The organism is Pseudomonas sp. 1176_21 (assembly GCF_052850635.1).
Genome location: NZ_VXCV01000001.1, coordinates 747,649 through 772,214, shown reverse-complemented (window position 1 = coordinate 772,214; position 24,566 = coordinate 747,649). Strand labels below are relative to the sequence as shown.

Sequence of the window (24,566 nt, the reverse complement as noted above, 5' to 3'; positions counted from 1 at the left end):
GGCAGTCACACTATGAATAGAACGTCGGAATCGGCAGGCGCTGGTTCAAGGCCCAGTCGCCCAGTTCGTGGAGTTTGTAATCCAGCGGGTCGTGCAGGCTCTGGGTGCGCAGATTGCGCCAGTGCCGGTCGAGCCCCACCGAGGCCTGCGTGGCGCGGGCGCCGGTGACCTCGAAGACCTTGCTGCACAGCTCCAGGCCGTCGCGGCTGGCCGCCACCTTGGCGGTGGCGATGGCCACCGCCACGCGGCCGCGCTGGTCTGCGCCGAGCGCGGCGCCCTTGGCCCAGGCCCGGTCGAGTTCGCCGGCGGCGTTGTCGAGCAGCAGCCGGGCGCCTTGCAGGCGTACCCAGAAGTCGCCGAAGTGGCCCAGTACATAAGGATCGTCGCGGCTATCAAGGGCCGTGGACTTGAACCAGGGCCGGGTCTCGTTGAGGGTGTACTGGCGCGCTTCTTCGAACGCGCCTTCGGCGATGCCCAGGCAGATGTTGGCGAAATGCAGCTGGGCGATCAGCGGCCGCAGGCAGGCGAACGGCGTGCTCAGCGGGCCGGGGTCGAGCAGCAGGTCGCCTTCTTCCACGCGCACCCGTTCGAAGGTGGCGCTGCCGCTGTCGGTCTGGCGCTGGCCCATGTTGTGCCAGTCGTCGTGCAGGGTGATGCCGGTGCGACCGCTGGGTATCGCGGCAATCAGCAGCTTGCCCCCGGCCGCCTCGTCCACGGCCGAGGCAATCAGCATTTGTGAATCGCTGGCGCCCGAGCAGAAGCTCTTCTTGCCGGAGAATTCACGCCAGCTGCCGTGGTGCTTGACGATGGTGCGGGTGTCGAGGGGGTTGAGGGCATTGCCCCAGAACCAGTTCTTGCGCGCCGTCAGCTCGTACCAGGGCTGCCATTGCGAAGGTGCGCCGAACAGACGCACGGTGGCCAGCATCAGGTGGTGAAAGCCGAACACATGGGCAATCGAGCTGTCGACCCGGGCGAATTCGCGCACCACATCGAAGGTCTGGCTCCAGGTGGCGTTCAGCCCGCCGAACTCGCGGGGGATGCTCAGGGCCAGCAGGCCGCTGGCACGCAGGGCATCGCGTTCGGCCTTGGGCGTGCCGCCCTTGCGGTCGCGCTCTACCACGCTGCGGCTGAATGTCTGGGCCAGGTCGCGGGCAATCTGCAGCGGGGTCGATCGAGGGGTATGCAACGTGGCGCTCACGCGGGTTACCTGTGCAAAAAGGTTCGGGCCTCAAGGCCGGGCCCTGTCGATGCTAAATGATCTAAAAAACCTTAAATAAATAACGTTTAGGAATGTTGATATACAGCTTTTCATATTCCATACGGATCTATATTTGTCGTTATTTATTCTTTTTGATTTTTATCTTTGCGGTGCACTCTGCATTCACGCACTGCAACGACGGTGCTCCCAACTGCTAAGGAGCCACACCATGACCATCAAGGCGATCAACGTACGTAACCAGTTCAAGGGCACCATCAAGGAGATCATCGAGGGGCCGGTGGTCTCGGAAATCGACGTGCAGACCCAGGCCGGCATCGTCACCTCGGTGATCACCACGCGGTCGGTGCATGAGCTGGAACTGAGGATTGGCAGCGAGGTGATCGCGTTCGTGAAGTCGACCGAGGTGTCGATCGCGAAGCTGTGAGAGGGGTGTGACGGTGAGCGCCGGGTGGCCCTCACCGCGACGCTCGGTCGGCTGTCAGCACGTCCCTTCTGGCCGGCAACACTTCCAGCTCCCCGAACGACACCGACGCATCCACGTAGCGCAGCGCCGATTTCACGTCGCGCCAGCCCACGTGGGCCATCAGCGCTTTCATGTCCCAGCCATTGCCACTGGCCCAGGTGGCAAAGCCACGACGCAGCGAGTGGCTGCTGTAGAGGCTGGCGGGTAGCCCGGCATCTGCAAAAATCCGCCTCAGCAGCACGATCAGGCTGCCACTGTTGAGCGCCTGCTCGCCCAGGTTGCCCCAGCGATCGAGCTTGCGAAACACCGGCCCGCGGGCGATGCCCGCCACGCTGATCCAGTCGATGTAGGCCTGTACCGGACACAGGCTCTTCAGGGCAGGGGTGCGATGACTGACTCCGCGGCCCTGCCGGTCCCCTTTGCTTTGCGCCAGATACAGCTGCATGCCCACGCCCGCCTGGGCCTGGATGTGTTCCACGCGCAGGCGCGCCAGTTCATCGCCCCTGAACCCTCGCCAGAACCCGATCAGCAGCAGGGCGATATCGCGCCGTGCGCGCAGCAGTTCGGGCAGGCAGTGCGCCTGTTGCGCCTGTGCGGCCTTGGCGTGCAGTGCGTCGACCGTGCGCTGCAGGTGCTCCAGGGTCAGGGCGGCTGCCTGGCGCTCCTGCGCCGGGTGCACCGCGCGTATGCCCTTGAGCATCTGGCGCACCAGCGGCGCCTTGGTGGGGTCGGGAAAGCCCTGGCTGGTGTGCCACTGGCCCAGCGCGGCCAGGCGCTGGCGCAAGGTGTTGATCGAGTGCTGCTCGGCGTAATCGGCCAGGTAGCGCGCGATGCTGTCGGCCGTGGCCGGTAGAAAGCCACCCCAGCTCACCTCGAAATGCTCCACGGCCGCGCGGTAGCTGCGCCGCGTGTTGTCCCTTACGGCTGCGTCCAGGTAGCGATCGAGCTTGTTCATCGGCAGGTTCTCCATCGGTGTACGGCTGAGCGACTGCAACCGGGCGTTTTTTGCCTATCACATGTGATAAGCCGTGATTATTTCATCTTTTATTCTGATTTCTATAGGCATTTTTTCAATTTCATTTAGTATGTATCTACATAGTACGTACCACATTACGAAATAGTAGGAGCACCCATGGCCCGTGGCGGTATCAACAAGGCAATCGTGCAGAAGGCGCGTCAGGCGCTATTGGCCCGTGGCGAACACCCCAGTATCGATGCCGTACGCATCGAGCTGGGCAACACAGGGTCCAAGACCACGATTCACCGCTACCTCAAGGAGCTGGACGCGCAGCAACCGACACTGGCGGCGGACAAGCCGGGCATGAGCGAAGCCCTGGCCAACCTGGTCAGTCAGCTGGCCCAGCAACTGGTGGAGGAGGGCGACGCACGTATCGAGGCGGCGCAGAACGTGTTCGACCATGAAAAGGCGGCGTTGCAGGGCGAGCTGCAGGCGATCCAGCAGGCGCTGGCGACCCTGCAGCAGCAACACCAGATTCAGGCCGAGGCGCTGGCGGGTGAGTCGGCGCAGCTGGCCACGACCCGCAGTACCCTGCAGACCGAACAGACGCGCAATGCCACCTTGAATCAGGCGGTAGGTGAGTTGAACCTGCGCCTGAACGACAAGGACGAGCAGATCCAGTCGCTGGAAGACAAGCACCAGCATGCCCGCGATGCGCTGGAGCATTACCGCACCGCCACCCGTGAACAGCGCGAGCAGGATCAGCGCCGCCATGAGGCGCAGGTGCAGCAGTTGCAGGTCGAGGTGCGTCAGTTGCAGCAGAGCCTGATCGTCAAGCAGGACGAACTGACGCGGCTCAATCGCGACAACGAGCGCTTGCTGGTGGAGGCGCGGCAGGTGCAGCGTGAGCGGCAGGCGCTGCAGGACCAGCAGGCGCAACAGGCACAGGAGATCAAGACCTTGATGGCCAGCCTGGCGCAGTCGTTGGGTGCGCGGGAGGAGCTGCTGCGGCAGAACCAGGTGCTGGGGCAGCAGGTGGAGCAGGGGGCGGGTGAACAACGCCAGCAACAGCAGGTGATTGAGCAATTGCAGGCGCAGGTCGAGCAGCGCGATGCAGAGCTGGAGGCCTTGAAGGCAAAGGAGCAAGCCTCAGACCGAGCTGAAGCCGAGCAGACAGGGCTGCCGACTCACCCCTGACAGGGCAGGGTGCGTTGCAGCGAATCTAGGAGCCGGCCTTGCCGGCGTCTTGGGGGGCGCCAGTTAGTCGCGCAATGACAAGCGCATCGCACACCGCCCCTGCAACCCTCGCGAAGCCTCGTACGCCATCTGCCGGCGCAACATACCGCTTAACGACGCCTCTTCCAGTCTCTCGAAACCCAACCGTGCATAAAACGGTGCATTCCACGGCACCGCCACAAAGGTGGTGAGGGTCAAGGCCGCGAAGCCCTGGGCCTCGGCATGCGCGCGCACGGCCGCAATCAATCGCCGACCCAGGCCCTGGCCTTGCTGCGCATGATCCACCGCCAGCTCTTCGATGTGCAGCGACTCATCGAACACGCTGGCACACACGAAGCCAATCGGGCGATCCCGCCCATCCACCACCACCCACTCGAGCCCGGCAGCCACGAACTCCAGGTGCTCGACGCTGCTGAGCACCGTGTGCTCGGCAATCCACGCCAGTGCCGGCACTTGCACAAAGGCCTGGGCCGCAGAGCGCTCTATGGCAGGCAGCAGGGGAGCATCGGTAGGGGTGGCCAGGCGAATGGAAAAGGACATCGGGCACGCTCTGCAATGGGAACCCACGCAGTCTGTGCAAAGCACCAGGGTTGTGCAAGCGCCCCTGGCATGGGCAATACGGGGGCACGCTTTTTCCTTGCCAGTGGCGACATAAATCATAATTTCGCTAATACCCGGCGGCGCACAGAATGCGGGCAACCCCCTCATGCAGAAGCGCACAGCCATGACCGTTGAAAAAACCCGAATTGATACGCTTGTAGTAGGCGCCGGTCAGGCCGGCGTGGCCATGAGTGAGCACCTGGGCCGCCTCGGGGTGCAGCACCTGGTGCTGGAACGCAACCGCATCGCCGAAGCCTGGCGCACCGGTCGCTGGGACTCGCTGGTGGCCAACGGCCCGGCCTGGCACGACCGCTTCCCGGGCCTGGAATTCGAAGGCCTGGATGCCGATGCCTTCGCCGGCAAGGATCAGGTGGCGGCCTACTTCGAGACCTATGCCAAGAAGATCGACGCGCCCATTCGTACCGGTGTCGAAGTGCTCAAGGTCGAACGCAACGAAGGTCGCCCGGGCTTTACGGTGCAGACCTCCATGGGCCTGATCGAGGCCAACCAGGTGGTGGTGGCCACCGGGCCGTTCCAGCGCCCGGTGATCCCGCCCATCGCTCCGCAGCTTCCCGGCATCACCCAGCTGCATTCGGCCGACTACCACAACCCCCGGCAATTGCCCGAAGGCGCGGTGCTGGTGGTGGGCGCGGGCTCCTCGGGTGTGCAGATCGCCGATGAACTGCAGCGCGCCGGCAAGCAGGTGTACCTGTCGGTGGGCGCGCACGATCGCCCGCCACGTGCCTACCGCAATCGCGACTTCTGCTGGTGGCTGGGGGTGCTCGGCCTGTGGGACGCCGAAGGCGTGCAGCCCGGCAAGGAGCACGTGACCATCGCGGTCAGCGGTGCCCGTGGCGGACATACCGTGGACTTTCGCAAGCTGGCCCACCAGGGCATCACGCTGGTGGGCCTGACCCGCGCATGCGATCAAGGTGTGGTCAGCTTCGAGGCCAACCTGGCCGAGAACATCGCCCGCGGCGACGAGAACTACCTGGCGCTGCTGGATGCCGCCGACGACTACATTGCACGCAACGGCCTGGACCTGCCCGAAGAACCCGAAGCACGCCACATGCTGCCCGACCCGCAGTGCCTGACCCAACCGATTCTTGAGCTGGACCTGGCCAAGGCCGGTGTCAGCTCGATCATCTGGGCCACCGGCTACTCGACCGACTACAGCTGGCTGAAGGTCGATGCCTTCAAGCCCGACGGCAAGCCACAGCATCAGCGCGGTGTGTCCCGCGAACCGGGGATCTATTTCGTCGGCCTGCCGTGGCTGTCGCGCCGTGGCTCCGCCTTTATCTGGGGCGTGTGGCACGACGCCCGGCACATCGCCGAGCACATCGTGAAACAGCGCACCTATTTCGACTACCGCGACGCCGCGCAACGCGAGGCTGCCGCCCACTGTGATTCCAACGTCCAGAAACTGGGAGTACGTTGATGCCTACCCATACCCGCATCCGCATGTTCAACACCAAGGATACCTACCCCAACCAGACCCTGGACAACGACCTGTGCCAGGCCGTGCGTGCCGGCAACACGGTCTACGTGCGTGGCCAGGTGGGCACCGATTTCGACGGTCAACTGGTCGGCCTTGGCGACCCGCGGGCCCAGGCCGAGCAGGCCATGCGCAACGTCAAGCAACTGCTCGAAGAAGCCGGCAGCGACCTGAGCCACATCGTCAAGACCACCACCTACCTGATCGACCCGCGCTACCGCGAGCCGGTGTACCAGGAGGTCGGCAAATGGCTCAAGGGCGTGTTTCCGATTTCCACCGGGCTGGTGGTCAGTGCCCTGGGCCAACCGCAATGGCTGATGGAAATCGACGTGATCGCGGTGATCCCCGAATAAGGAGCGGCACATGACTTTTTCTATCGTCGGACGCTGCGCCGAAACCGGTCAGCTGGGTATCGCCATCAGCTCGTCGAGCATAGCCGTGGGGGCGCGTTGCCCCTGGCTGCGCGCCGGCGTGGGCGCGGTGTCGAGCCAGAACATCACGTTGCCGGCGCTGGGCCCGCAGATTCTCGATGGCCTGGCCGACGGGCTGGCCCCCGCCACGGCCCTGGACCAGGCGCTGTCGAGCAATGGCTATGGCCAGTACCGTCAGGTAGCGGTGGTGGATGCCCAGGGGCGCACCGCACTCTTCAGTGGCAGCCACGCACTGGGCACCCACAATGCAGTGGCAGGCGATCAATGCGTGGCCGCCGGCAACCTGCTGGCCAGCAGCGCGGTGATCGAACGCATGGTCGAGGCCTTCGAGCGCAGCGAGGGCTGCCTGGCCGCCCGGTTGCTCACGGCATTGCAGGCGGGGCAGGCCGCAGGCGGCGAGGCCGGGGCGGTGCACTCGGCGGCACTGTCGGTGGTCGGCGACCTGACCTGGCCGATCGTCGACCTGCGGGTGGACTGGGCCGACGAGAATCCCATCGGCGAACTGCACAAACTGTGGACCGCCTATGAACCCCAGTTGCAGGACTACCTGACCCGCGCCCTGGACCCGACGCAGGCGCCCAGCTACGGAGTGCCCGGCGATGAGTGAATGGCGCAGCCGCACCCTGCTGGCGCAGCTGGTCGGCTTCGCCACGGTGAGTCGGGATTCGAACCTGGCGCTGATCGAGTTCGTGCGCGATTACCTGGACGATCTGGGGGTGGACTGCGAGCTGATCTACAACGCCGAACGCACCAAGGCCAACCTGCTGGCCAGCATCGGCCCGGGTGTGGAGGGTGGCGTGGTGCTGTCCGGACACACCGATGTGGTACCGGTGGACGGCCAGGCCTGGACGGTGCCGCCGTTCGACCTGAGCGAGCAGGACGGCAAGCTGTACGGCCGGGGCACTGCCGACATGAAAGGCTACCTGGCCTCGGTGCTGGCGGCGGTGCCGCTGTTTCTGGCAAGCCCGTTGCGCCGCCCGGTACACCTGGCGTTTTCGTATGACGAAGAGGTGGGTTGCCTGGGGGTACGCAGCCTGCTCGAGGTGTTGCCACGGCGTATCCCGATGCCGGCGCTGTGCCTGATCGGCGAACCCACCGAACTCAAGCCGGTGCTCGGGCACAAGGGCAAGCTGGCCATGCGCTGCCATGTGCACGGCGCGGCCTGTCATTCGGCCTACGCGCCCTATGGCGTCAACGCCATCGAGCAGGCGGCGCGGCTGATCGGCCAGCTGGGGGCAATCGGTAAGCGTCTGGCGGCGCCGGAGCTTCACGACGAACGATTTGACCCGGCATTTTCGACCGTGCAGGTGGGCACGATCCAGGGCGGCACGGCGCTGAACATCGTGCCGGCCGATTGCCGTTTCGATTTCGAGGTGCGGGCGCTGCCGGCGTTCGCCCCGCAAGCGGTGGCCGATGAATTGCAGGCGTTTGCCGCGCGCGAAGTAGTGCCGGCGATGCAGGCGGTCAATGCCGACAGCGGCATTCGTTTCGAAGCACTGTCGAGCTACCCGGGGCTTGCCACGCCACCGGACAGCGCGGCGGCGCAGCTGATTGCCCGGCTGTGCGGCAGCGATGCCTTCAGCACGGTGGCCTTTGGCACCGAAGGCGGGCTGTTCGACCAGGCGGGGATACCGGCGGTGGTCTGCGGGCCGGGCAGCATGGACCAGGGACACAAGCCGGACGAATACGTCAGCGTCGAACAGCTGGCTGGTTGTGACCGGCTGATGGAGCGTCTGGCGGCGTTTTTGAGCGAGACATAACACACAGATCGGCATACGAGCCGGCCAACGTTGCACCTTTTACTGCCGTAGAGCAGGACGACCGTACCCGCGGTCGCCTAACAAAACCCCGCCGGCGCGCACGAGCGTGCCGGCCTAGTCGAGGAAGTGAGCCATGACCCGATCCTTGCGTTGCAGCGTTCCGTTTGCCCTGGCCCTGTTGAGCAGTGCCGTGTTTGCCGCCCCGCAGAACCTGACCGTCATCTCGTTTGGCGGCGCCACCAAGCAGGCACAGGAAAAGGCCTACTTCCAGCCATTCAATGCCAGCGGTGCGGGCACCGTGGTGGCAGGCGAGTACAACGGCGAGCTGTCGAAAATCAAGGCCATGGTCGACGTCGGCCACACCAGCTGGGATGTGGTCGAGGTCGAAAGCCCCGAGCTGTTGCGCGGCTGTGATGAAGGCCTGTTCGAGAAACTCGACCCGCAACGTTTCGGTGACCAGGCCAATTTTGTGCCCGGCACCTTCACCGAGTGCGGCGTGGCCACCTATGTATGGTCGATGGTGATGGCCTACGACCATGCCAAGCTGGCCAAGGGGCCGACCTCATGGGCGGACTTCTGGAACGTGAAGGACTTCCCCGGCAAGCGCGGCCTGCGCAAGGGCGCCAAGTACACCCTGGAGATCGCCTTGCTCGCCGACGGCGTCAAGCCCGATGAGTTGTACAAGGTGCTCGGCACCCCTGAAGGGGTGAGCCGTGCGTTCGCCAAGCTGGACCAGATCAAGTCCAACATCCAGTGGTGGGAAGCCGGGGCGCAACCTGCGCAGTGGTTGATTGCCGGCGATGTGGTGATGAGCGCGGCGTACAACGGGCGCATCGCGGCTGCGCAGAAGGAGGGCATGAAGCTGAGCATCGTATGGCCGCAGAGCCTGTTCGACCCTGAATACTGGGCGGTGGTGAAGGGTACGCCGAACAAGAAACTGGCCGAGGATTTCATTGCGTTCGCCAGCCAGCCACAGGCGCAGAAGGTGTTCTCGGAAAACATTCCGTATGGCCCGGTAAACAAGCAGACCCTGGGTTTGCTGCCAGCCGAAGTACAGAAGCAGCTGCCCACTGCCGAAGCCAACCTGGCCCAGGCGCGAGCAGTGGATGCGGCGTTCTGGGTTGACCATGGCGAGGAGCTGGAACAACGCTTCAATGCCTGGGCGGCGCGCTGATTCGAGCCAATATCCCACCCAGGCCTTAGCCCCCGCTACTGATACTTCTGTCAGTAGCGGGCTGGTGTTGCTCACCGTTACTGTTTGCCTTGCCGTTGGGCAGACAGTGGGAGAGCGACATGAACACCTTGCGACATACGCTGGCCCGGCCTGTCCGTACCGAACAAGCCCCCCTGGAACATCGAGACGCGCCGCCCGTATGCGCGTCACCAGCCCGCAATGGCAGCCAACGGCAACCCCTGAAGTGTGATCGACATGGGCAATCCTGCCAAAGGAGCCGGTGATGCCCATCCATCTTGCCACCAGAGCTTGTTGTTTGCTGGCAGCAGTACTGCTGACTGGCTGCATCCATCCGAGCCAGCAGTCGACGCCTCATGCGCCAGGCACCCAGGCGTCGAGCAGCGAGCTTTCCTCCGTCGACGCTTCGCCTGGCGAAGCCGCTGCGCGCGCACGTTGCACGCGCTACTTCGAGTCGGGGCAGTGGAGCTACCGCTACGACCCAGGCATCCGCAAGAACGCCTGGACCCTGGAGCTCACGCCTACCTATTGCGGGCGACGCATCCACCAGGACGAAACCAACGCCGCCTACACGGAGCTGTACAAGCGCTACGGCAGTGACTGGCGCTGGCGCCTCGACAACGGGGGCGGCATGCGTCGTCAGTTGGTGTGCCACCTGGCCACCGCCCGCTACAAGAAAACCTGGAACCTGGAGCCTTTTCGACCCGATGTGTCTCATCGCGTATCGGTGGCTGCCGGTTGCAATCCGACGCCACGTTGACAGGCAGTTTCAGCACTGCAGCACAAGGAGTGGACCATGAACAGGTTAAAGGTGTTGATGTTTCTGGGGTGCGTCGCAGCCAGTGCGCCGGGGTTGGCCCAGTGGGCGCCTGGCTCACCACGCAGCTCGCTGGAGGACGGCAACGCCACCGTAGCCGACCTCAGGTACAACTACAGCGCAGGCAACTCGCATTGCGGTGATTCAGGCAAACCGCCGTTTCTATGCAGCGGTGTCCTGATGCGCGTCACCCAGCGGCCGCAGAACCCCGGGGCATTTCGCATCTGGGACCCTAGCCCGACCTCGGCGAGAAGTGGCGGAACCTCGTTCTCCTACATACGTTACGACGCAAGGTTCAGGTCAGTGGCGTGGGGCTTCAACGACGGTCTGATCATGTATCCCCAGGACCGCAGGCCAGCGGGCAAGGACCTGCTGATGGTGCAGTGCGCCTACAGCATGGATGGCTGGAACTGGTTCAGGAACACACCCTGCGGCACCATGGTCTACGAGGGAGTTGTTTACCCACATAGTCGGCCATGCCAGAGCCAGGGCGTCACCACGCCTCAACAATGGCTCGGGATCTGGTACCAGCCCGCCAAGTACCGCCCGCTGAATCAATGCGGCTTCGACATGCGCAGGGGCGTTGCCAACAGTGCCGGTTACTTCATGCTCATGCTGCAGATGAAAAACATACTGGCCGCAGAAGGGTTCAGCGAGCAGAACGAACTTGTTGTTACGACATGGCCGGCGGGTCGTGCCAGAACCCTGCCCATCCAGGCATTCTTCTATATGCCAGTGGGTGTGCCTGCCCACTGGCCGGCAGGGGTACCGAACGGGCTGGCCGCTGCCAGGCTCAACCAGAAGGAGTTTCGGGCCGACACCGGCATCATCGTGCCCATTGTGCGGCTGACGCCACCTGCCAACATCAATGATCACTTTCGCTTCGACTTTATCGTTGCCGATCAAGCCGAAACAGGTTCGACCGGGGTCGTGCCTCCGAAACCGGTGCCAGGCCGCTGCCCGCGCTACATAGACTCGGTGAAATGGGGCGCGATCAATGGCAACCAGTGGAGCCTGGAAATCAAGCCTTCCGCCTGTACCCGCACTATCGCCGCAGACCAGACCGACCTGGCGTTCCAGGAGCTGCTGAACAAGGCCGGCAGTGACCGGCAGTGGAGCAACACCAACAGCATGCGTCGCCAGTTCGTCTGCCTGCTGACCACGTACCGAACCAAAGCATCCTGGTTCATCGAGCCGCATCGCCCTTATGTGTCCCACGAGGCGGCGGTCAAGGCCAACTGCAACCCCTAGATTGCTGCAGGCCCGCACTTTATTGCGGCCGAGCACAGGTCGTGAGTTGTCGCTTTATTGATACCTGCTGAAACTATACAGCGTGCAGTGATCGGCCCGCTTTCACGCCAGCCACAGCCTGAACTGCTCCTTGCAGTAATCCACGAACAACTGCGCAGGCTTGGTCAGCTGCGCACGTTTGAGCCAGGCGGCCACCAGTGCCGAACCGGTCACGTCTTCGGCGATATCCACGCACACCAGTGGCTGGCCGTCATAGCTGATGGTGGAACGTGGCCGCGTCACCAGCAGTGCGAAACCGAAACCCTGGCCGACCATGCCGCGCACCATCTCGATAGAGGGCGAGCCGAACACGATGTTCGGGTTCAGGCCCAGTTCCTCGAAAATGCTCACGAAATAGGTACGGCTGGGTTGCACGTCCAGCAGGATCATCGGCTCAAGTACCAGGTCGCGCAGCGAGACCTGGGCTTGACCGGCGAAGCGATGGCCAGCAGGCAGCAGGGCGTAGGGCCTTTGCGGCGCGGTCAGCGGCTCGGTTTCGATGGTGCTGTCCAGGTCATGCTGGTAGAAGATCGCCAGGTCGAAGCGGCCGGCCGTCAGCCCCTGTACCAGCTCTTGCTGCTCGCCATCGCGCAGGCGAATTTCCACGCCCGGAAAGCGTTGGCGAAACCCGGCGATCAGCCGCGGCAGATAGAGTGGGGCGACGGTTTCGAAACAGCCGATGTCGATCTGCCCACTCACCACGTCGTTGTCCGCCAGGGCGTTCTGCTCGAACTCATGGGCCATGCGCAGCAGTTCCTGAGCCTTGCGGTAGAACCGCGCACCGCCCGGGGTCAGTGAAACCCCCTGGGCATGATGCCGAATCAGCAACTGTACGCCGAACCCGTCTTCGAGCCCCTTGATGGCCGTGGATATCGATGGCTGTGCGATGTACAGCTTGCGCGAGGCTTCGGCCACGCTGCCGCATTCGACCGTGGTGACGAAATATCTAAGCTGACGCAGGGTATAGGACGCCACGCAAACACCTCAGGTTGTAGTTTTTGCCTACCTTACCGCGTGCTGGCCTTGCGTGCCCCGCAGGTTGCAGCGGATTTTGCGGGGCACAGAGCATATTTTTCCTTCGCTGGCGAGTACGCGGCCCCTGACCATTGATCGGCTGGCTGGCACCTACCACGTCCAGGGGCCTCGAAAAACTGCAGGGCCCGCATTTGTCGGACCACGACCTGAGGTGACCGCCATGGCTATCGATCCACGCCCGCAGGATGACCCCCTGTGGAAGGACCCGCTCAACGACCCGCGACGCGAACACGACCCGGTGACTGACCCGAATGTGCGTGGCGACGACGATCGCCGCGAACACCCTAACGACGTCGAGGGCATTCCCGACACCAACCCGTCAGTGCCCGAACCTGACGAGCCGACGCCACTGTCGGATGAACGACGCTGAACCTGTACTGGAGGACGCCAAGCATGATTCATGACCCGCGCAACCGCGAGCCCGTTGCTGAAGACCAGCCACAACCGCTGCCGCAAACCTGGAAACGCCCGGACGATGGCAAGAGCCTGCCTGAACGCGATGTGGAGGTGCCGTTGCAGGATGCCGGACGCCCGGACGAAGGAGGGCAGGAGCAGAGCAATACACCCGAACCTCACAAGGAAAACCCCTACAGCCCTGACTTCAAGCCACAACGTGAGCGCAAGCCGCGCACTGATGCCGATATCGATACCGATGGTGGCTAGCACGCGATTTTGTGCTGCGATGATTTTAACGAACCGTTGAAAATTAAACTTTATGTTGATATTTTCTCGGTTCGTTTTTTCTTGTGGTGCGCTCGATGGCCCTCGATACAACCCCTGAACGCCAGCTGGTGCTGGGCGTACTACACGCAACGGTGCAGATGCTTGGCACTGTGCTGGGACGCACCACCGAGGTGGTCCTGCACGACCTGACCCGGCCGGAACATTCGGTGATTGCCATTGCCAACGGGCATGTCAGTGGGCGTCAGATCGGCAGCCCGGTACTGGCCGGGCCTCGTGAAGACCAGGGGTTCAATGCGGTGCTGCAGGCCCTGCGCGACAAGGGCAGCCATACCCCGGTGGTGGTGGGCAACTACCCGAGCCTGGGCCGCGACGGCAAGACCCTGCGCAGTGCCACTGCGGTGTTCCGCGACGCCTTGGGCGAGCCCTATGCCAGCCTGTGCGTGAACACCGACTTCAGTGGCATCGCCGCCGCCCAGGCGTGCCTTGAACAGCTGCTGCCCGGCACCGGGGCAGCCCCCGGCGAGCCCACCGAGAACCAACCCGACCTCGAGCAGTTGATGGCGCAGATCATCGATGCCGCCCTGCACGACGCACGCAGCCAGGGCCGGCGTATCGCCAAGGCGCAGAAGCTCGAGGCGGTGCGCCAGATGCACGATGGCGGACTGTTCATCGTCAAGGGCGCCGTCGAGAAAGCTGCCGCCGCACTCGGGGTGACACGCTACACCATCTACAACTACCTCGATGAAATCCGCAACCGCTGAGCAAGCGTTGAACTTCAATCGATCGTCGAACTGGCCTGACCTGGAGCCTGGTATGTCCCTGCATCTCGAAACCCCTTTGGTACCTTCGCGCCCGCTCAGCCTGGCCAGCGGCCAGGACGTGTGGCTCAAGCTCGACGCCCTGCAGCCCTGTGGCTCGTTCAAGCTGCGTGGCGTGGGCCTGGCTTGCCAGGCCTATGCCAGGCAAGGCAAGCGCCGCTTCGTGTCCTCGTCGGGGGGCAACGCCGGTATTGCGGTGGCCTATGCGGGCCGCTGCCTGGGCTTGCCGGTGACCGTGGTGGTGCCGCAAACCACCACCGAACGCGCCAGGCAGCTGATTCGCCAGGAGGACGCCGAGGTCATCATGCACGGCAGCGCCTGGCACGAGGCCAATGCCTATGCGCAATCGCTGCTCACCGACGACGCGGCCTTCATCCACCCCTTCGACGATCCGCTGCTATGGCAAGGCCATGCCAGCCTGATCGACGAGGTGGTCATCAGTGGGTTCAAGCCCGATGCGATCGTGCTCTCGGTGGGCGGGGGCGGCCTGTTGGCCGGGGTGTGCGAGGGGTTGGCACGTAACGACTGGGCTGACGTGCCGGTATTTGCCGTGGAGACCGACGGCGCCGCCTCGCTGGCTGCCGCGATGGCCAGCAAGGCCCCGACGGCCCTGCCCGCAGTGACCAGCGTGGCGACCTCGCTGGGGGCCAAGCAGGTATGCCAGCAGGCCTTCGAACTCAGCCAGCAACGGCCGATTCACAGCCATGTGGTGACTGACGCTCAGGCGCTGGATGCCTGCGAACGTTTTCTGCTCGACCACCGTATCCTGGTGGAACCGGCCTGTGGTGCAGCGCTGGCGCTGGCCTATGCACCGAGTGAGGCACTCAAGGCATATCAGTCGGTGCTGGTGGTGGTGTGCGGCGGGGTGACGGCCACCCACGAACAGATCCGCGAGTGGCGCGCCAGTTGCTGAAGCGGGTCAGTCCGACGCCAGCTCGAATACCTGCCAGCGTACCGAACTGACGCCTTTCTCAAGGCTCACCCGGCTGGCCAGGTGCTCGAGCTGCGAGGGCGCCTGCGGGTCGCCCATCAACTCGGCCCGCACCTCCAGCTTGGCCGGGTTGGGCAGGTCTTCACTGTGCAGTGATTGCAGGCGCAGGCCGCTGCTACCAAAGCTGTGCAGCATCAGGCTGCGTACCTGGATCTCGTCTTCGGCGCGGCATACGATGCGCACCTCGTAACGCTGCTCGGCCTCGCTGGCCGGTAACACATCCTGCTGGTTCAGCCGCTGGGCGATGTCACGCAGCAGGATGTTGGCGCATAGCACCATCAGGCTGCCCAGGCTCGCCTCAAGCAGTAGCCCCAGGCTGCACAGCACACCGACGGCGGCGGTACACCACAGCGTGGCAGCGGTGTTCAGGCCGCGCACGTTCATGCCGTCGCGCATGATCACGCCACCGCCCAGAAAACCGATGCCCGACACCACATAGGCCGCCACCCGCGAAGCGTCGGCCGGGAGCATGCCCGGTACGGCCTGGGTCACCAGCACGAACAGGCAGGCGCCGGTGCTCACCAGCGCATTGGTGCGCAGCCCGGTGAGGCGCTGACGCAGTTGACGTTCAGCGCCGATCAGCGCCCCCAGTACCAGCGCGACAGCCACGCGCAGCAAGAATACTTTCCAATCCATGAACCACCTCAAGGCACCGGCAGACAGCCGGCGTCAGCGCACTTGTGCGCGTAAAGATTTCGGGGATGGCAACGGGTACGAGCAGCCGACACACCTCGTCACGATGAGGGGCGTCAAGCGGGGAGGGGAAATGAAGATGCGTCATCCCGCCAGGGATGCGGATCGCCACTGACCACCGTGTTCGGCGAGCAGTGGCAGAAGGGTCTGCTGGACTAGCTCGCCGGCTGTACCTGTCGCAATCGACTAGGGCAACTGTCCAATGCAGGACTCCTGTGCAGGCTTGCAAAAATGCGGGCGAGAACGTAACGCCATGGTGCGGGCCGGTCAAGGCTTTTGTTGCAAGTGAATGAGTGTGCCAGCCTGGGCAGAGGGTTCAGCACGCGTAACTTTCAATCGATGTGCCCAGTGTTGCCATACACGTTTCATGCCTTGCAACTGGCAATATTACCAGTCTGAAAACACAGGTGCTCAGCATGAACTTGTTTAACTAGCAACTTGACCGGGAGGGCAGTGATCTTACACTCTGAATGCCACGCTGCCAGATAAAGGGCATCCTCATGAACCTCCATTTTTCGCGCACCCTTATTGCTTTCACGCTTTTCGTGATAATGATTGTGCTCTCGCTGGTCATCATCCTTTTCATGAATAAGTCCACAACGCCTCCTCCTGCACCACAGGGTATTTCAGTGTTGCATTTGTACAAGAAAAACAGCGGGGGATGCACTATCCAGATGACCGTCGGCATGCATCGCTTTGCCAACAATGATTGCGACAATGACGAGATGTATAACTTCGCCGTTGAAAACCCTCGGGATGGCGTAAGGTTCGGCATTTACAATGCCGGGCACTGCAATTCGGATGAGTCCTATTCGCACTATAAAATCGTCAATCCGATCTATGGTCAGATGACTGCAAAAATAAGTGTTTCAAGGGCCCATTATGTCGCTATTGGCCAGGAGGTAACCCGGGGCATCATCTCCGAGGGCTTCAAGGATGGGAAGCTGGAGGGCAAGGTGTCCTGCGTCTATGTATCAGCCGATGGATAAAGCCCACTCCCGCCAACCCGTTCCACTCAACCGCAGGAAGCGACATCATGGCCCACGTTACAGACACTGCAGTTGCAACCTTGAGTTATTTTCTGATCGAGGCAGATGCGTTCAGAGGACAACAGAATGCCAAAGCACATCTGTTTGCGAATGGTCGTCAAAAATCAAAAGTGATCATAACCTTACAAGCCCGTAACTCGTATGGCGAAGTGGTACTGTTACCGGTTGGCGGCCTCGAGATAATTCCGTACACCACCGCGCCCGGGGGGTGGGTTTCTGGGACGCAGCCGCCCGAAACCGGGATACTGCCTTATGATGAAGGCACCGTCAGAAGTGGCAAGACTTCAAAAAAAAAACATACTGACAGCAATGACTATCAGACCTTTGTACGCTACCTGCATTTTGACCCCAGTGTTGATGCGCGCACGGTGTTCAAGTTTGCAGCCAGGATCAGAGTACAAAGCAGAGTCTGGACGACCAACAATCTTGATGTCCCGTATGGCGGCCAAGGCGAAGGAGGGCGTTTCAATAGCAGCGTTCAGATAGAGGCTGTAGAGCCAACACAATACAGGGTAGGGCACGGGTTGGTCGTATCCAGGCCTGTGGTGGTGTTCCAGGGCGCCTCCTCAGAGGCCGGAGGGCGTGCGGCACGTGTCGAAAATACCTACGTTACATTGCAGAACCCACGAACCGCCAATGTCGTGAAGATCCACAGCATGCAACAACCCGCCTATGGATCGTCGCTCCACTTGAACAAGGCAACCTGCATCGGAGCCCCCAACAGCACGGCATCGACCCCCACGATCGTGGGCTCAACCGAAATGATGATGGCCTACTACGACCTTCTCAGCCCCCTGAGATCACCGCGTGACGCAATCTGTATTGCGGTGGGCATGATCGCCTACTTCAACGTCGTTCTGAAGAGACTCCAGCAAAGCTACACCTACGGCATGGATGTCTATGGCAACCGCTTCGATCTGTCGGTGCACCTGCATTCCGAAGACCCGAATGCAAGCAACCAGGCACCGTGGGGGTATACCTTGACCGTTGAAGGGGTGCCTCCCCGATCATTCGAGGCGCTTGCATCTTCGCGAGCTGCGCCACCATTGGGGAGTTGGCTGTCGCAGATACGTATGAGACTAGGCTCGCCAACGGGACACCTTTACCCGAATCTGCGCCAGCAGGTGGAAGTTGTAGTGGAAATACAGCCACGCACCAATCAGGACGTCTCCCAGCAAGAGCTCGACAGCGTGTGCCTGCTGCTACGCAACGATGACGGTACCTACACTGCGCTGCAGTGCGAGGATAACGGGCAAGCCCAATGGTTCTACAGGACGGTACGCAACGCCTACGACTACTACCCAGGCACGTCAGCACAGGCCAGCGTGCATGCAGCTTCAGAGGGCGAAGCACTTGCCGTCTACACCCGCCGGTTCTACGTGCATTCCCGTGCCCTTGCGGGCACCAATGTCACCCTTTGGGCGGGCATCACCCGCATACAGGGCGCTGAAGAGTACTTCTACGTCACGGACGGCAGCGAAACCAGTTTCGACGAGCACGTCGATATCAGCACAAAGCCCATCCCTGTGTTCGGCCTTGACGACTACAGCTTTGAGCGGGAACTGGTAGGCGGTGAGGGAAATTCCGATCTTTTCATCTGGGAATATGTGCTGAGCACCTGGGTGGCCTTGCGTGCCGTGGAACCTACGGGTTTCGGGATGATCCAGTGGGCCGTGCGTTCGCCCAGTGACACCCGGGCCTCCCACGTCGGCTACGCCGCCCCGGGCCACAGCGAGGTGTCCTACAACCCTCTGATCGAGCTGGGCGACGACTTCAGGCCAGTGCCCAGCGTGTCAAGGATACGCCCGCAGAGCGTCGTCGTGGTCCTTCAGGGGGGCAACAACATACCGTTTCATAGCCAGTCCTCCCGAGAGCAAGGTGGCCCGCGCCCGCTGTTGTTCGTTGACGCGTATGGCAACGACCACACCTTGATGATCCATTACGCCGATACCTCTGCGTCCGGCTCACGCAGCCTGCGGCTGTCGCTGGCAACGGGTGCCGAAAGCCGGAGCGCCACGGATGACGAGGCCTGACGACGTTACCCGGCGCCTGTGCGCCGGCGCGCTCTACACCCAGGCGAGTAATTTTCTGAGCCATGTAAGCACCGGCGTGGACCCCAGAACCAGCCAGTTCACGCTGGCTTGCGAGCTGCCGGCACTGCACGCCAACCACCTTGCCGGGCCGGTCATTCAACCTGCGCTGCATTTCAGCCCACTGGGCTCGCACACCGACAGCGGGTATGGCCTCGGCTGGACGCTCGGGTTGTCCATGCTCGATTTCAACACCGGTCAGCTACGGATCAATTCGGGCGACACGTTCAAGTTCGATAGCGACCGTTCGGATTTGAGCAAGGGCGGGCAACTGGTGTTCGAAGACCAGAAGCTGTGTTCGTTCGAGGTGTTCACCGTTGACGACAGGGCTCGCTGCTTTCGCATCGACTACAAGGATGGCGTCTGCGAGTACCTCGAGGTCCAGGACAACAGCGGCATGGCCATGCTCAAGCAGATCGTTTCTGCCCAGGGGCGCCGCGCGTACCTTGAATGGCTTGCAGGCAGTGGCCCCTACCTGCTGTGGACCATCCGCGACGAGCAACGTCTGTTGCTGGACGTCCAGCATGATAGGGATGAAAACCGCTTCGTGATGTTTCCGGGTTCTGACAGCACCACAGTCGTCACGCTGCTGCGAAGTGACCGGCTCAATGAGCTGATCCTGCCTGATGGCGGCAACCGCTGGGCCTTCACCTATTGGCAGGATCCGCAAAGCCGATTGCTGTTCCCGAGCAAGGTGCTGGGGCCGCTGGGCAGCACGGACGAAGTCGATTACGCCACGGGGAACAATGGGCTTCGGCTGCCACAGGGCGCGCCGCTGACCGCTTTGCCCAGGGTGTCCACGCATCGGCACGACCCCGGTGCGGCCCAGCCGGTGGCCTACACCACCTACGCCCTGATCGGCTCGAACAACTGCTTTGGCTACGGGGGTGTCTCGGCAGGTGAATGGGCTGACGGCAAGGACAACCTCTATCTTCTGCCACATTATGACTATGGATGCCTGCAAACCCTGCACGACGAACAGGGGCGCAAGGTGCAAAGTGTCGAGTACACCTGGAATCACTATCACCTGCAGACGCAGAAGTTGACCGTGCGCGGCGAGTGCAGGGTTTGCCAGCAGAGCGTGTACGCAGACGACCCTGCAGTGGGTTGGGACGACCAGCCGGCCTGGTGTCAGCTGCCGATTGCCCGCATTACCCGCTATGAAACCGGCAACCGGTTCAGGGAGGAACGCGACACGTGCGAATACGATGCCTATGGCAATGTACTGAACCAGCGATTCGCCGATGGGCGCAGCGAAAGCCGCGAATACTATCCGCTGGGTGGCGCGCAGGGCTGCCCGGATGACGGGGGAAGGTTCGTGCGCTGGCTCAAGCGCTTCACCACTACTGCCCCGGCACCCGATGCACGGTCAGCGGGTCATGTGGCGCACACCGACTATGCCTACGTCAGGCTGCACAAGCGCCAGGCAGAGGATCGACAGCACCTGGTGCTGGACAGCGAAGTGGCTCGGGAAGCGATTGATAGCGGGGAAGTTGAAACGGCCAGAATCCTGCAGCGTGTCGAGCAGGCAGCCGACAGCCCGTTCCATGGCCTACCGATATCCAGTGTCACGCTCTACAACGGCTACGCCGCCACCACGAATTTCCTGCGCACCTTCGAAGGCCCGTTGCTGTGCGAAACCCAGCAACGGATCAGCCATGACCACCTGGTAATCAGCTCATCGACCCTGCGCCACGTGCTGACGGGCCTGACCATCGAAGAACGCAACGAACACGGTACCGTGACCCGTTTTGACCACGACGCACTGGGCCGCACCATACGCCGCATAGAAAGCGCGAACACGCCGTATGCGACCAGCACCCGCTGTACCTACCAGCTGGTTGGCCTGCAGCGTGATCGAACGGTGTACGTCGAGCAGACCGACAGCAACGGCCAGCGCCTGCGTGTGGAGCTGGATGGTCAGGGACGCCCGGTGCGCGAACTGCTCGAGTTTCTGGACAGCCCCGGTGCCCCCCTGCGTGAAGTGCGCCGAGTGACCTACGACGTACAGGGCAATGTCACCAGTGAGACCTCGCAGGACTGGGCTGCCGCCCAGAACACCCCGTTTTGTAGCAGTACGGTGCTCACCGCCTACGATGACTGGGGCTCCGCATGCCGGGTGCAGCATGCAGACGGCACGGTGGACCATACAAAGCACGACCCCATCCAGCGTACCCAAGTGTCCTGGCAACAGAGCGCCACCGGGGAGCAAGGGCCTCGCACCACGCTGTACCTGAATGCAAGCGGCAGTGTCGAACGTGTGGAGCTGCATGAGCCTGGGGGTGGCCCGTTGTTGCGCCGGGAGCGCTGGACACTCGACGCGCTTCAGCGTCCGGTAGCCCATACGATAGAAACGCCCGATGGCGAGCAGCGCACCACGTCCACCGTCTACGACCGTGACGGCCGGGTCGCGCAGCGTACCCTGCAAGACCACAGCCGCGTGAAATGGCGCTTCGCCCCCCACAGCGATGGCGATGCCATTGCAACCCTTTCACTATGCACCGCAACCCGAGAGACGCTGCTGCTCAAGCAGACGTTCGATGGCCTGGATCGCCCCCTGACGCGCGATTGCGGCGGGCAGCAGGAAACCCTGGCGTATGTGTCGGGGCAGATTCCTCCCGAAGCACTCACACGCTCCAACGGCAGTGTCACGCACTTCGGCTATGAACCCGAGCTGGATTATCAGCTCAAGCGCATCGCGCGGCCGAGCGAAAACAGTGAAAGTACCTTCACCTACAGCCCGCCCCACGGTCGCCTTACCCGGGCCACCGACGGGCTGGGGCAGATAGATTGGGATTTCACCGCCTCGGGTGTGACCAGTGCCGAGCACTGGCACCATGCAGGACAGCCCCATACCTGCGGCTGGCAGTATTCGTTGAACGGTCGCGTGCTGTCGTTTGCCGATGTACACGGCCAGATGACTTACTGCACCTACGATGCCGTGGGGCGTATCAGTGGCCAGCACTGCGGCCCGCTGGCCTTGCAACTGGGCTACGACGCATTCGGTCGGTTGGCGCAGACCCTCACCACCGACGGCCAGCACGGCCAGTCCCAGCAGCAGACCCTGACCTACGACCTCCTGGGCCGTGAGTGCACCCGAACATGGGTGTGCCATGGTATCTCGGGTATGCAGCGCTTTCGCCAGCGCTTGAGCTGGACCCAGCAGGATCAGGTGGCGACACGCACGTGGGAATCGCTGGAGGCGGAGCAGGCTAACTTGTTGAGCGAAGAGCACTACCGCTACGACGTGCGCAATCGCCTGGTCGAAGCCACCACGCAAGGGCCTCATCTGGTCACCGACCCCCGCACCGGGCAGCGCATTCGTCGCCAGACGTTCTGTTTCAATGCGCTCGACGGTTATGAACAGATCGACACCGAGTACGAGAATGGTCAATGCAACCACATGAGGTTCGCCTACGACAGCGATGTGGCTGCAGATCGTCCGGTTCAGATCACCCACAGCTGGCCGCAGGCTCTGATCATCGACCTTGAATACGACGCCGCTGGTCAACTGACAAGGGAGCGGCATGACGGACAACTGTGGCGGGCATTGTCCTGGGACAGCCAGGGGCACCTGACGCGCCGGGAGGACGGCACCAGTACCTGCGACTATGCGTATGACCCGCTGGGCCGTCTGATCGAGACCCGCGTCAATGGCACCACGAGCCACCGTTTTTATGACGGCCAGCGTATGGTCAACGAGAAGAGCGACCAGGGCTGGTTGACCTTGATGCGTGCCGGCAGCACCGTGTTCGCCCAGACCCTGCTGAGCCAGGCGGTACGCACGGTTGTGATCGGCGCCAGCGATGGGCAAGGCAGCGTGCAGATTGAAACCGGCGACAGCAATTGCTTTGTGGGTTACAGCGCACATGGCCTGGACAACGGCACCGCGCAAAGCCGGGTGGGCTACGCCGGTGAAGTGCGCGAAACCGACAGTCTGTTGTACATGCCCGGCAGCAACCGCCCTTACGACCCGTGCCTGTTCATGTTCCTCAGCCCCGACAGTGCAAGCCCCGATGGTGCGGGCGGCTTGAACCGCTATGCGTATTGCAGCGGCGACCCGGTCAACCGCGTTGACCCGGACGGGCATGCGTGGTGGAACTGGGTCGTGGCTGGTATCGGGCTGGTGATGGGGGCGATTGCAGTGGTCGTGACTGCCGGCACCGCAGCGCCTGCGGTAGGTGCGGCGTACACAGCTTTGCTCGGTGCCGGTGCGAGTACTGCAGGTGCTGCGGCAGGCGCTGTCGCGGCGGTGGCCACCACATCCATTGCAGGAGCCGTATCGGTGGCAGCGGTAGCGGTGGAAGCCATTGCCCTGGGTAGCGGAGCTGCGTCGATGGCGCTTGAGGCCAGTGGCAACGAAAAGGCTGCGGGCATTCTGGGCTGGATATCGTTCGGAACAGGCCTGGCTTCGTTAGGTATGTCGATTGGGTCGTCTGCGCCAAAAGTTGCCGCGAAGGCCAATCGCCTAGTGGGTGGCCTGCGCAATGGTCAACTGCTGAAAAGAAGCGCTTCGAAGTTTTCCAGCCTGCCGACTGTGACCACGCAACCCCTGAGTTCGGCACCGAAGGGGGCCTGGAAAAGCTTTTCGACGGGGCAGGATAAAATCATCTTCGGTAGCAACCGCCCCGTTGCAGGAAAAAACTTCAATACGCCCCTGAGTTATTTCCGCCGTAGAACGAGTGTGAATGCCGTTCCACGGGAGATCTTGATTTTTTCGGGCTCTCACGGCGCACCCGATGGAGCCAACTGGGCCAGTAATGGCATCCGCAGATCAACCTTGATCAATTCAGATTTTTTCCTATCGGATACGGCGACCCATGGTGGCGCAGTGGGAGGAAGAGTGAGGGTAGTCGACCTCAAGGGAATGACGGAGGTGGAGTTTGGCCGCTACCTGAACAATAACGACAGCCATGTGATTCTCGGCTTTTGCTTTGGAATAAATGATCAGGCATTGAGGTTCTACAAGAACCTGGCACCGGTGACGAGTTACGTACCGTAGGGTATTGGGTATGGAAAACTAGGTACGTAACGGCAAATAGGGCAACAGGCGTTGGGTTTCACTGCGCACCACCGCATAGCATTCACAACTCAGTCGTTCCAGCTGCGGCCGATCGAGCACCTTGATGTGCCCGCGGCTGTACTCGATCACCCCCAGGCGCTGCAGCTTGCCGGCCGCATCGGTGACGCCTTCGCGGCGCACGCCCAGCATGTTGGCGATCAGCTCCTGGGTCATGTTCAGCTCGTTACCGGTCAGGCGGTCCAGCGACAGCAGCAGCCAGCGGCACAACTGCTGATCGATCGAGTGGTGGCGATTGCACACGGCGGTCTGTGCCATCTGGGTGATCAGCGACTGGGTGTAGCGCAACATCAGCAGCAACAGCTCGCCATGGCGGTCGAACTCGTCCTTGAGCCGCTGGCCCGGCAAGCGCCAGGCAAGCCCGGCACTTTGCACCACGGCACGGTTGGAGGTGCTTTCGCCGCCCATGAACACCGCAATGCCCACCAGCCCCTCATTGCCCACCACGCAGATCTCCGCCGAGGCGCCGTTTTCCATGACATACAGCAGCGAAACGATGGCATCGGTGGGAAAGTACACATGCGTCAGCCTGTCGCCCGGCTCGTAGATCACCTTGCCCAGCGGCAAGGCAACCTGCTCAAGGTGCGGCAGCAGCCGCTCGCGAACCGGGTCGGGCAGGGCGGCGAGCAGATGGTTCTGCCCGCTGGCTGGATCATGGGACATGG

The 24,566-nt window shown here is 62.5% G+C and carries 22 protein-coding genes; 16 read left to right on the top strand and 6 right to left on the bottom strand.

Annotated elements, in window-relative coordinates; translation table 11 throughout:
- Positions 1-10 precede the first annotated feature (10 nt).
- Entirely contained in the window at positions 11-1,186 is a 1,176-nt protein-coding gene (locus FW760_RS03650) for an acyl-CoA dehydrogenase family protein (protein WP_213086009.1), read from the bottom strand.
- Positions 1,187-1,427: 241 nt separating this feature from the next.
- Here FW760_RS03650 and FW760_RS03645 point away from each other — a divergent pair, with 241 nt between their 5' ends.
- Complete coding sequence (locus tag FW760_RS03645; RefSeq protein ID WP_043862773.1) at positions 1,428-1,643, top strand: TOBE domain-containing protein; 216 nt, start codon at positions 1,428-1,430, stop codon at positions 1,641-1,643.
- A 31-nt stretch (positions 1,644-1,674) separates the two neighbouring features.
- Here the strand turns inward: FW760_RS03645 and FW760_RS03640 are convergent, their stop codons facing one another.
- Positions 1,675-2,637: a site-specific integrase gene (locus FW760_RS03640; RefSeq protein WP_446443596.1), complete on the bottom strand. Its 963-nt coding sequence runs from the start codon at positions 2,635-2,637 to the stop codon at positions 1,675-1,677.
- A gap of 177 nt (positions 2,638-2,814) precedes the next feature.
- Here FW760_RS03640 and FW760_RS03635 point away from each other — a divergent pair, with 177 nt between their 5' ends.
- The gene (locus FW760_RS03635) at positions 2,815-3,837 is read left to right on the top strand and encodes a DNA-binding protein (RefSeq protein ID WP_043862775.1); all 1,023 of its coding nucleotides are present in this window, start codon (positions 2,815-2,817) and stop codon (positions 3,835-3,837) included.
- 63 nt (positions 3,838-3,900) lie between these two features.
- Here FW760_RS03635 and FW760_RS03630 read toward each other — a convergent pair whose 3' ends face one another.
- The gene (locus FW760_RS03630) at positions 3,901-4,416 is read right to left on the bottom strand and encodes a GNAT family N-acetyltransferase (protein WP_210015174.1); all 516 of its coding nucleotides are present in this window, start codon (positions 4,414-4,416) and stop codon (positions 3,901-3,903) included.
- Between the two features lie 166 nt (positions 4,417-4,582).
- On the opposite strand from FW760_RS03630, the gene FW760_RS03625 reads away from it, so the two are divergent.
- The 7 genes from FW760_RS03625 (at position 4,583) to FW760_RS03595 (ending at position 11,422) form a co-directional block, all read left to right on the top strand.
- Positions 4,583-5,914, top strand: a complete 1,332-nt coding sequence (locus FW760_RS03625; protein ID WP_376783773.1) for a flavin-containing monooxygenase — start codon at positions 4,583-4,585, stop codon at positions 5,912-5,914.
- A complete protein-coding gene (locus FW760_RS03620) occupies positions 5,914-6,324 on the top strand; it encodes a RidA family protein (protein WP_003182257.1) in 411 nt (136 codons plus the stop codon). The genes FW760_RS03625 and FW760_RS03620 overlap by 1 nt, the downstream gene beginning before the upstream one ends.
- A 10-nt stretch (positions 6,325-6,334) precedes the next feature.
- Positions 6,335-7,009, top strand: coding sequence for a DUF1028 domain-containing protein (locus tag FW760_RS03615; protein WP_043862778.1), 675 nt, complete (start codon positions 6,335-6,337; stop codon positions 7,007-7,009).
- Positions 7,002-8,162, top strand: coding sequence for an acetylornithine deacetylase (gene argE, locus FW760_RS03610; protein WP_210015176.1), 1,161 nt, complete (start codon positions 7,002-7,004; stop codon positions 8,160-8,162). Before FW760_RS03615 ends, argE begins: the two co-directional genes overlap by 8 nt.
- A gap of 133 nt (positions 8,163-8,295) precedes the next feature.
- On the top strand, positions 8,296-9,336 hold the full coding sequence (locus tag FW760_RS03605; protein ID WP_043862780.1) for an ABC transporter substrate-binding protein: 1,041 nt from the start codon (positions 8,296-8,298) through the stop codon (positions 9,334-9,336).
- Between the two features lie 283 nt (positions 9,337-9,619).
- Positions 9,620-10,114: a DUF2599 domain-containing protein gene (locus tag FW760_RS03600; RefSeq protein ID WP_123752678.1), complete on the top strand. Its 495-nt coding sequence runs from the start codon at positions 9,620-9,622 to the stop codon at positions 10,112-10,114.
- A gap of 360 nt (positions 10,115-10,474) precedes the next feature.
- Positions 10,475-11,422: a DUF2599 domain-containing protein gene (locus FW760_RS03595; RefSeq protein WP_054914514.1), complete on the top strand. Its 948-nt coding sequence runs from the start codon at positions 10,475-10,477 to the stop codon at positions 11,420-11,422.
- Between the two features lie 102 nt (positions 11,423-11,524).
- On the opposite strand, the gene FW760_RS03590 is transcribed toward FW760_RS03595, so the two are convergent.
- Positions 11,525-12,436, bottom strand: a complete 912-nt coding sequence (locus FW760_RS03590) for a LysR substrate-binding domain-containing protein (RefSeq protein WP_043862783.1) — start codon at positions 12,434-12,436, stop codon at positions 11,525-11,527.
- Between the two features lie 220 nt (positions 12,437-12,656).
- Here FW760_RS03590 and FW760_RS03585 point away from each other — a divergent pair, with 220 nt between their 5' ends.
- The 4 genes from FW760_RS03585 (at position 12,657) to FW760_RS03570 (ending at position 14,911) form a co-directional block, all read left to right on the top strand.
- Complete coding sequence (locus tag FW760_RS03585) at positions 12,657-12,866, top strand: hypothetical protein (protein WP_043862784.1); 210 nt, start codon at positions 12,657-12,659, stop codon at positions 12,864-12,866.
- A 23-nt stretch (positions 12,867-12,889) separates the two neighbouring features.
- Positions 12,890-13,159, top strand: coding sequence for a hypothetical protein (locus FW760_RS03580; protein ID WP_043862785.1), 270 nt, complete (start codon positions 12,890-12,892; stop codon positions 13,157-13,159).
- A 95-nt stretch (positions 13,160-13,254) separates the two neighbouring features.
- Positions 13,255-13,941 carry a helix-turn-helix transcriptional regulator gene (locus FW760_RS03575; RefSeq protein WP_054914513.1) on the top strand — a complete coding sequence of 229 codons (687 nt, stop codon included), beginning with the start codon at positions 13,255-13,257 and terminating at the stop codon, positions 13,939-13,941.
- Between the two features lie 52 nt (positions 13,942-13,993).
- Positions 13,994-14,911 carry a pyridoxal-phosphate dependent enzyme gene (locus tag FW760_RS03570; protein WP_446443595.1) on the top strand — a complete coding sequence of 306 codons (918 nt, stop codon included), beginning with the start codon at positions 13,994-13,996 and terminating at the stop codon, positions 14,909-14,911.
- Between the two features lie 6 nt (positions 14,912-14,917).
- On the opposite strand, the gene FW760_RS03565 is transcribed toward FW760_RS03570, so the two are convergent.
- Complete coding sequence (locus FW760_RS03565; protein WP_043862787.1) at positions 14,918-15,625, bottom strand: MgtC/SapB family protein; 708 nt, start codon at positions 15,623-15,625, stop codon at positions 14,918-14,920.
- Positions 15,626-16,182: 557 nt separating this feature from the next.
- Here FW760_RS03565 and FW760_RS03560 point away from each other — a divergent pair.
- From FW760_RS03560 to FW760_RS03550, 3 genes are read left to right on the top strand one after another with little or no spacing between them, the layout of a single operon-like run.
- Positions 16,183-16,671, top strand: coding sequence for a hypothetical protein (locus FW760_RS03560; RefSeq protein WP_156326191.1), 489 nt, complete (start codon positions 16,183-16,185; stop codon positions 16,669-16,671).
- A gap of 47 nt (positions 16,672-16,718) precedes the next feature.
- Positions 16,719-18,764, top strand: a complete 2,046-nt coding sequence (locus FW760_RS03555) for a hypothetical protein (RefSeq protein WP_446443594.1) — start codon at positions 16,719-16,721, stop codon at positions 18,762-18,764.
- A complete protein-coding gene (locus FW760_RS03550) occupies positions 18,751-23,823 on the top strand; it encodes an RHS repeat-associated core domain-containing protein (protein WP_446443593.1) in 5,073 nt (1,690 codons plus the stop codon). The genes FW760_RS03555 and FW760_RS03550 overlap by 14 nt, the downstream gene beginning before the upstream one ends.
- 18 nt (positions 23,824-23,841) lie before the next feature.
- Here the strand turns inward: FW760_RS03550 and FW760_RS03545 are convergent, their stop codons facing one another.
- Complete coding sequence (locus FW760_RS03545; protein ID WP_043862791.1) at positions 23,842-24,564, bottom strand: Crp/Fnr family transcriptional regulator; 723 nt, start codon at positions 24,562-24,564, stop codon at positions 23,842-23,844.
- Positions 24,565-24,566: the final 2 nt, after the last annotated feature.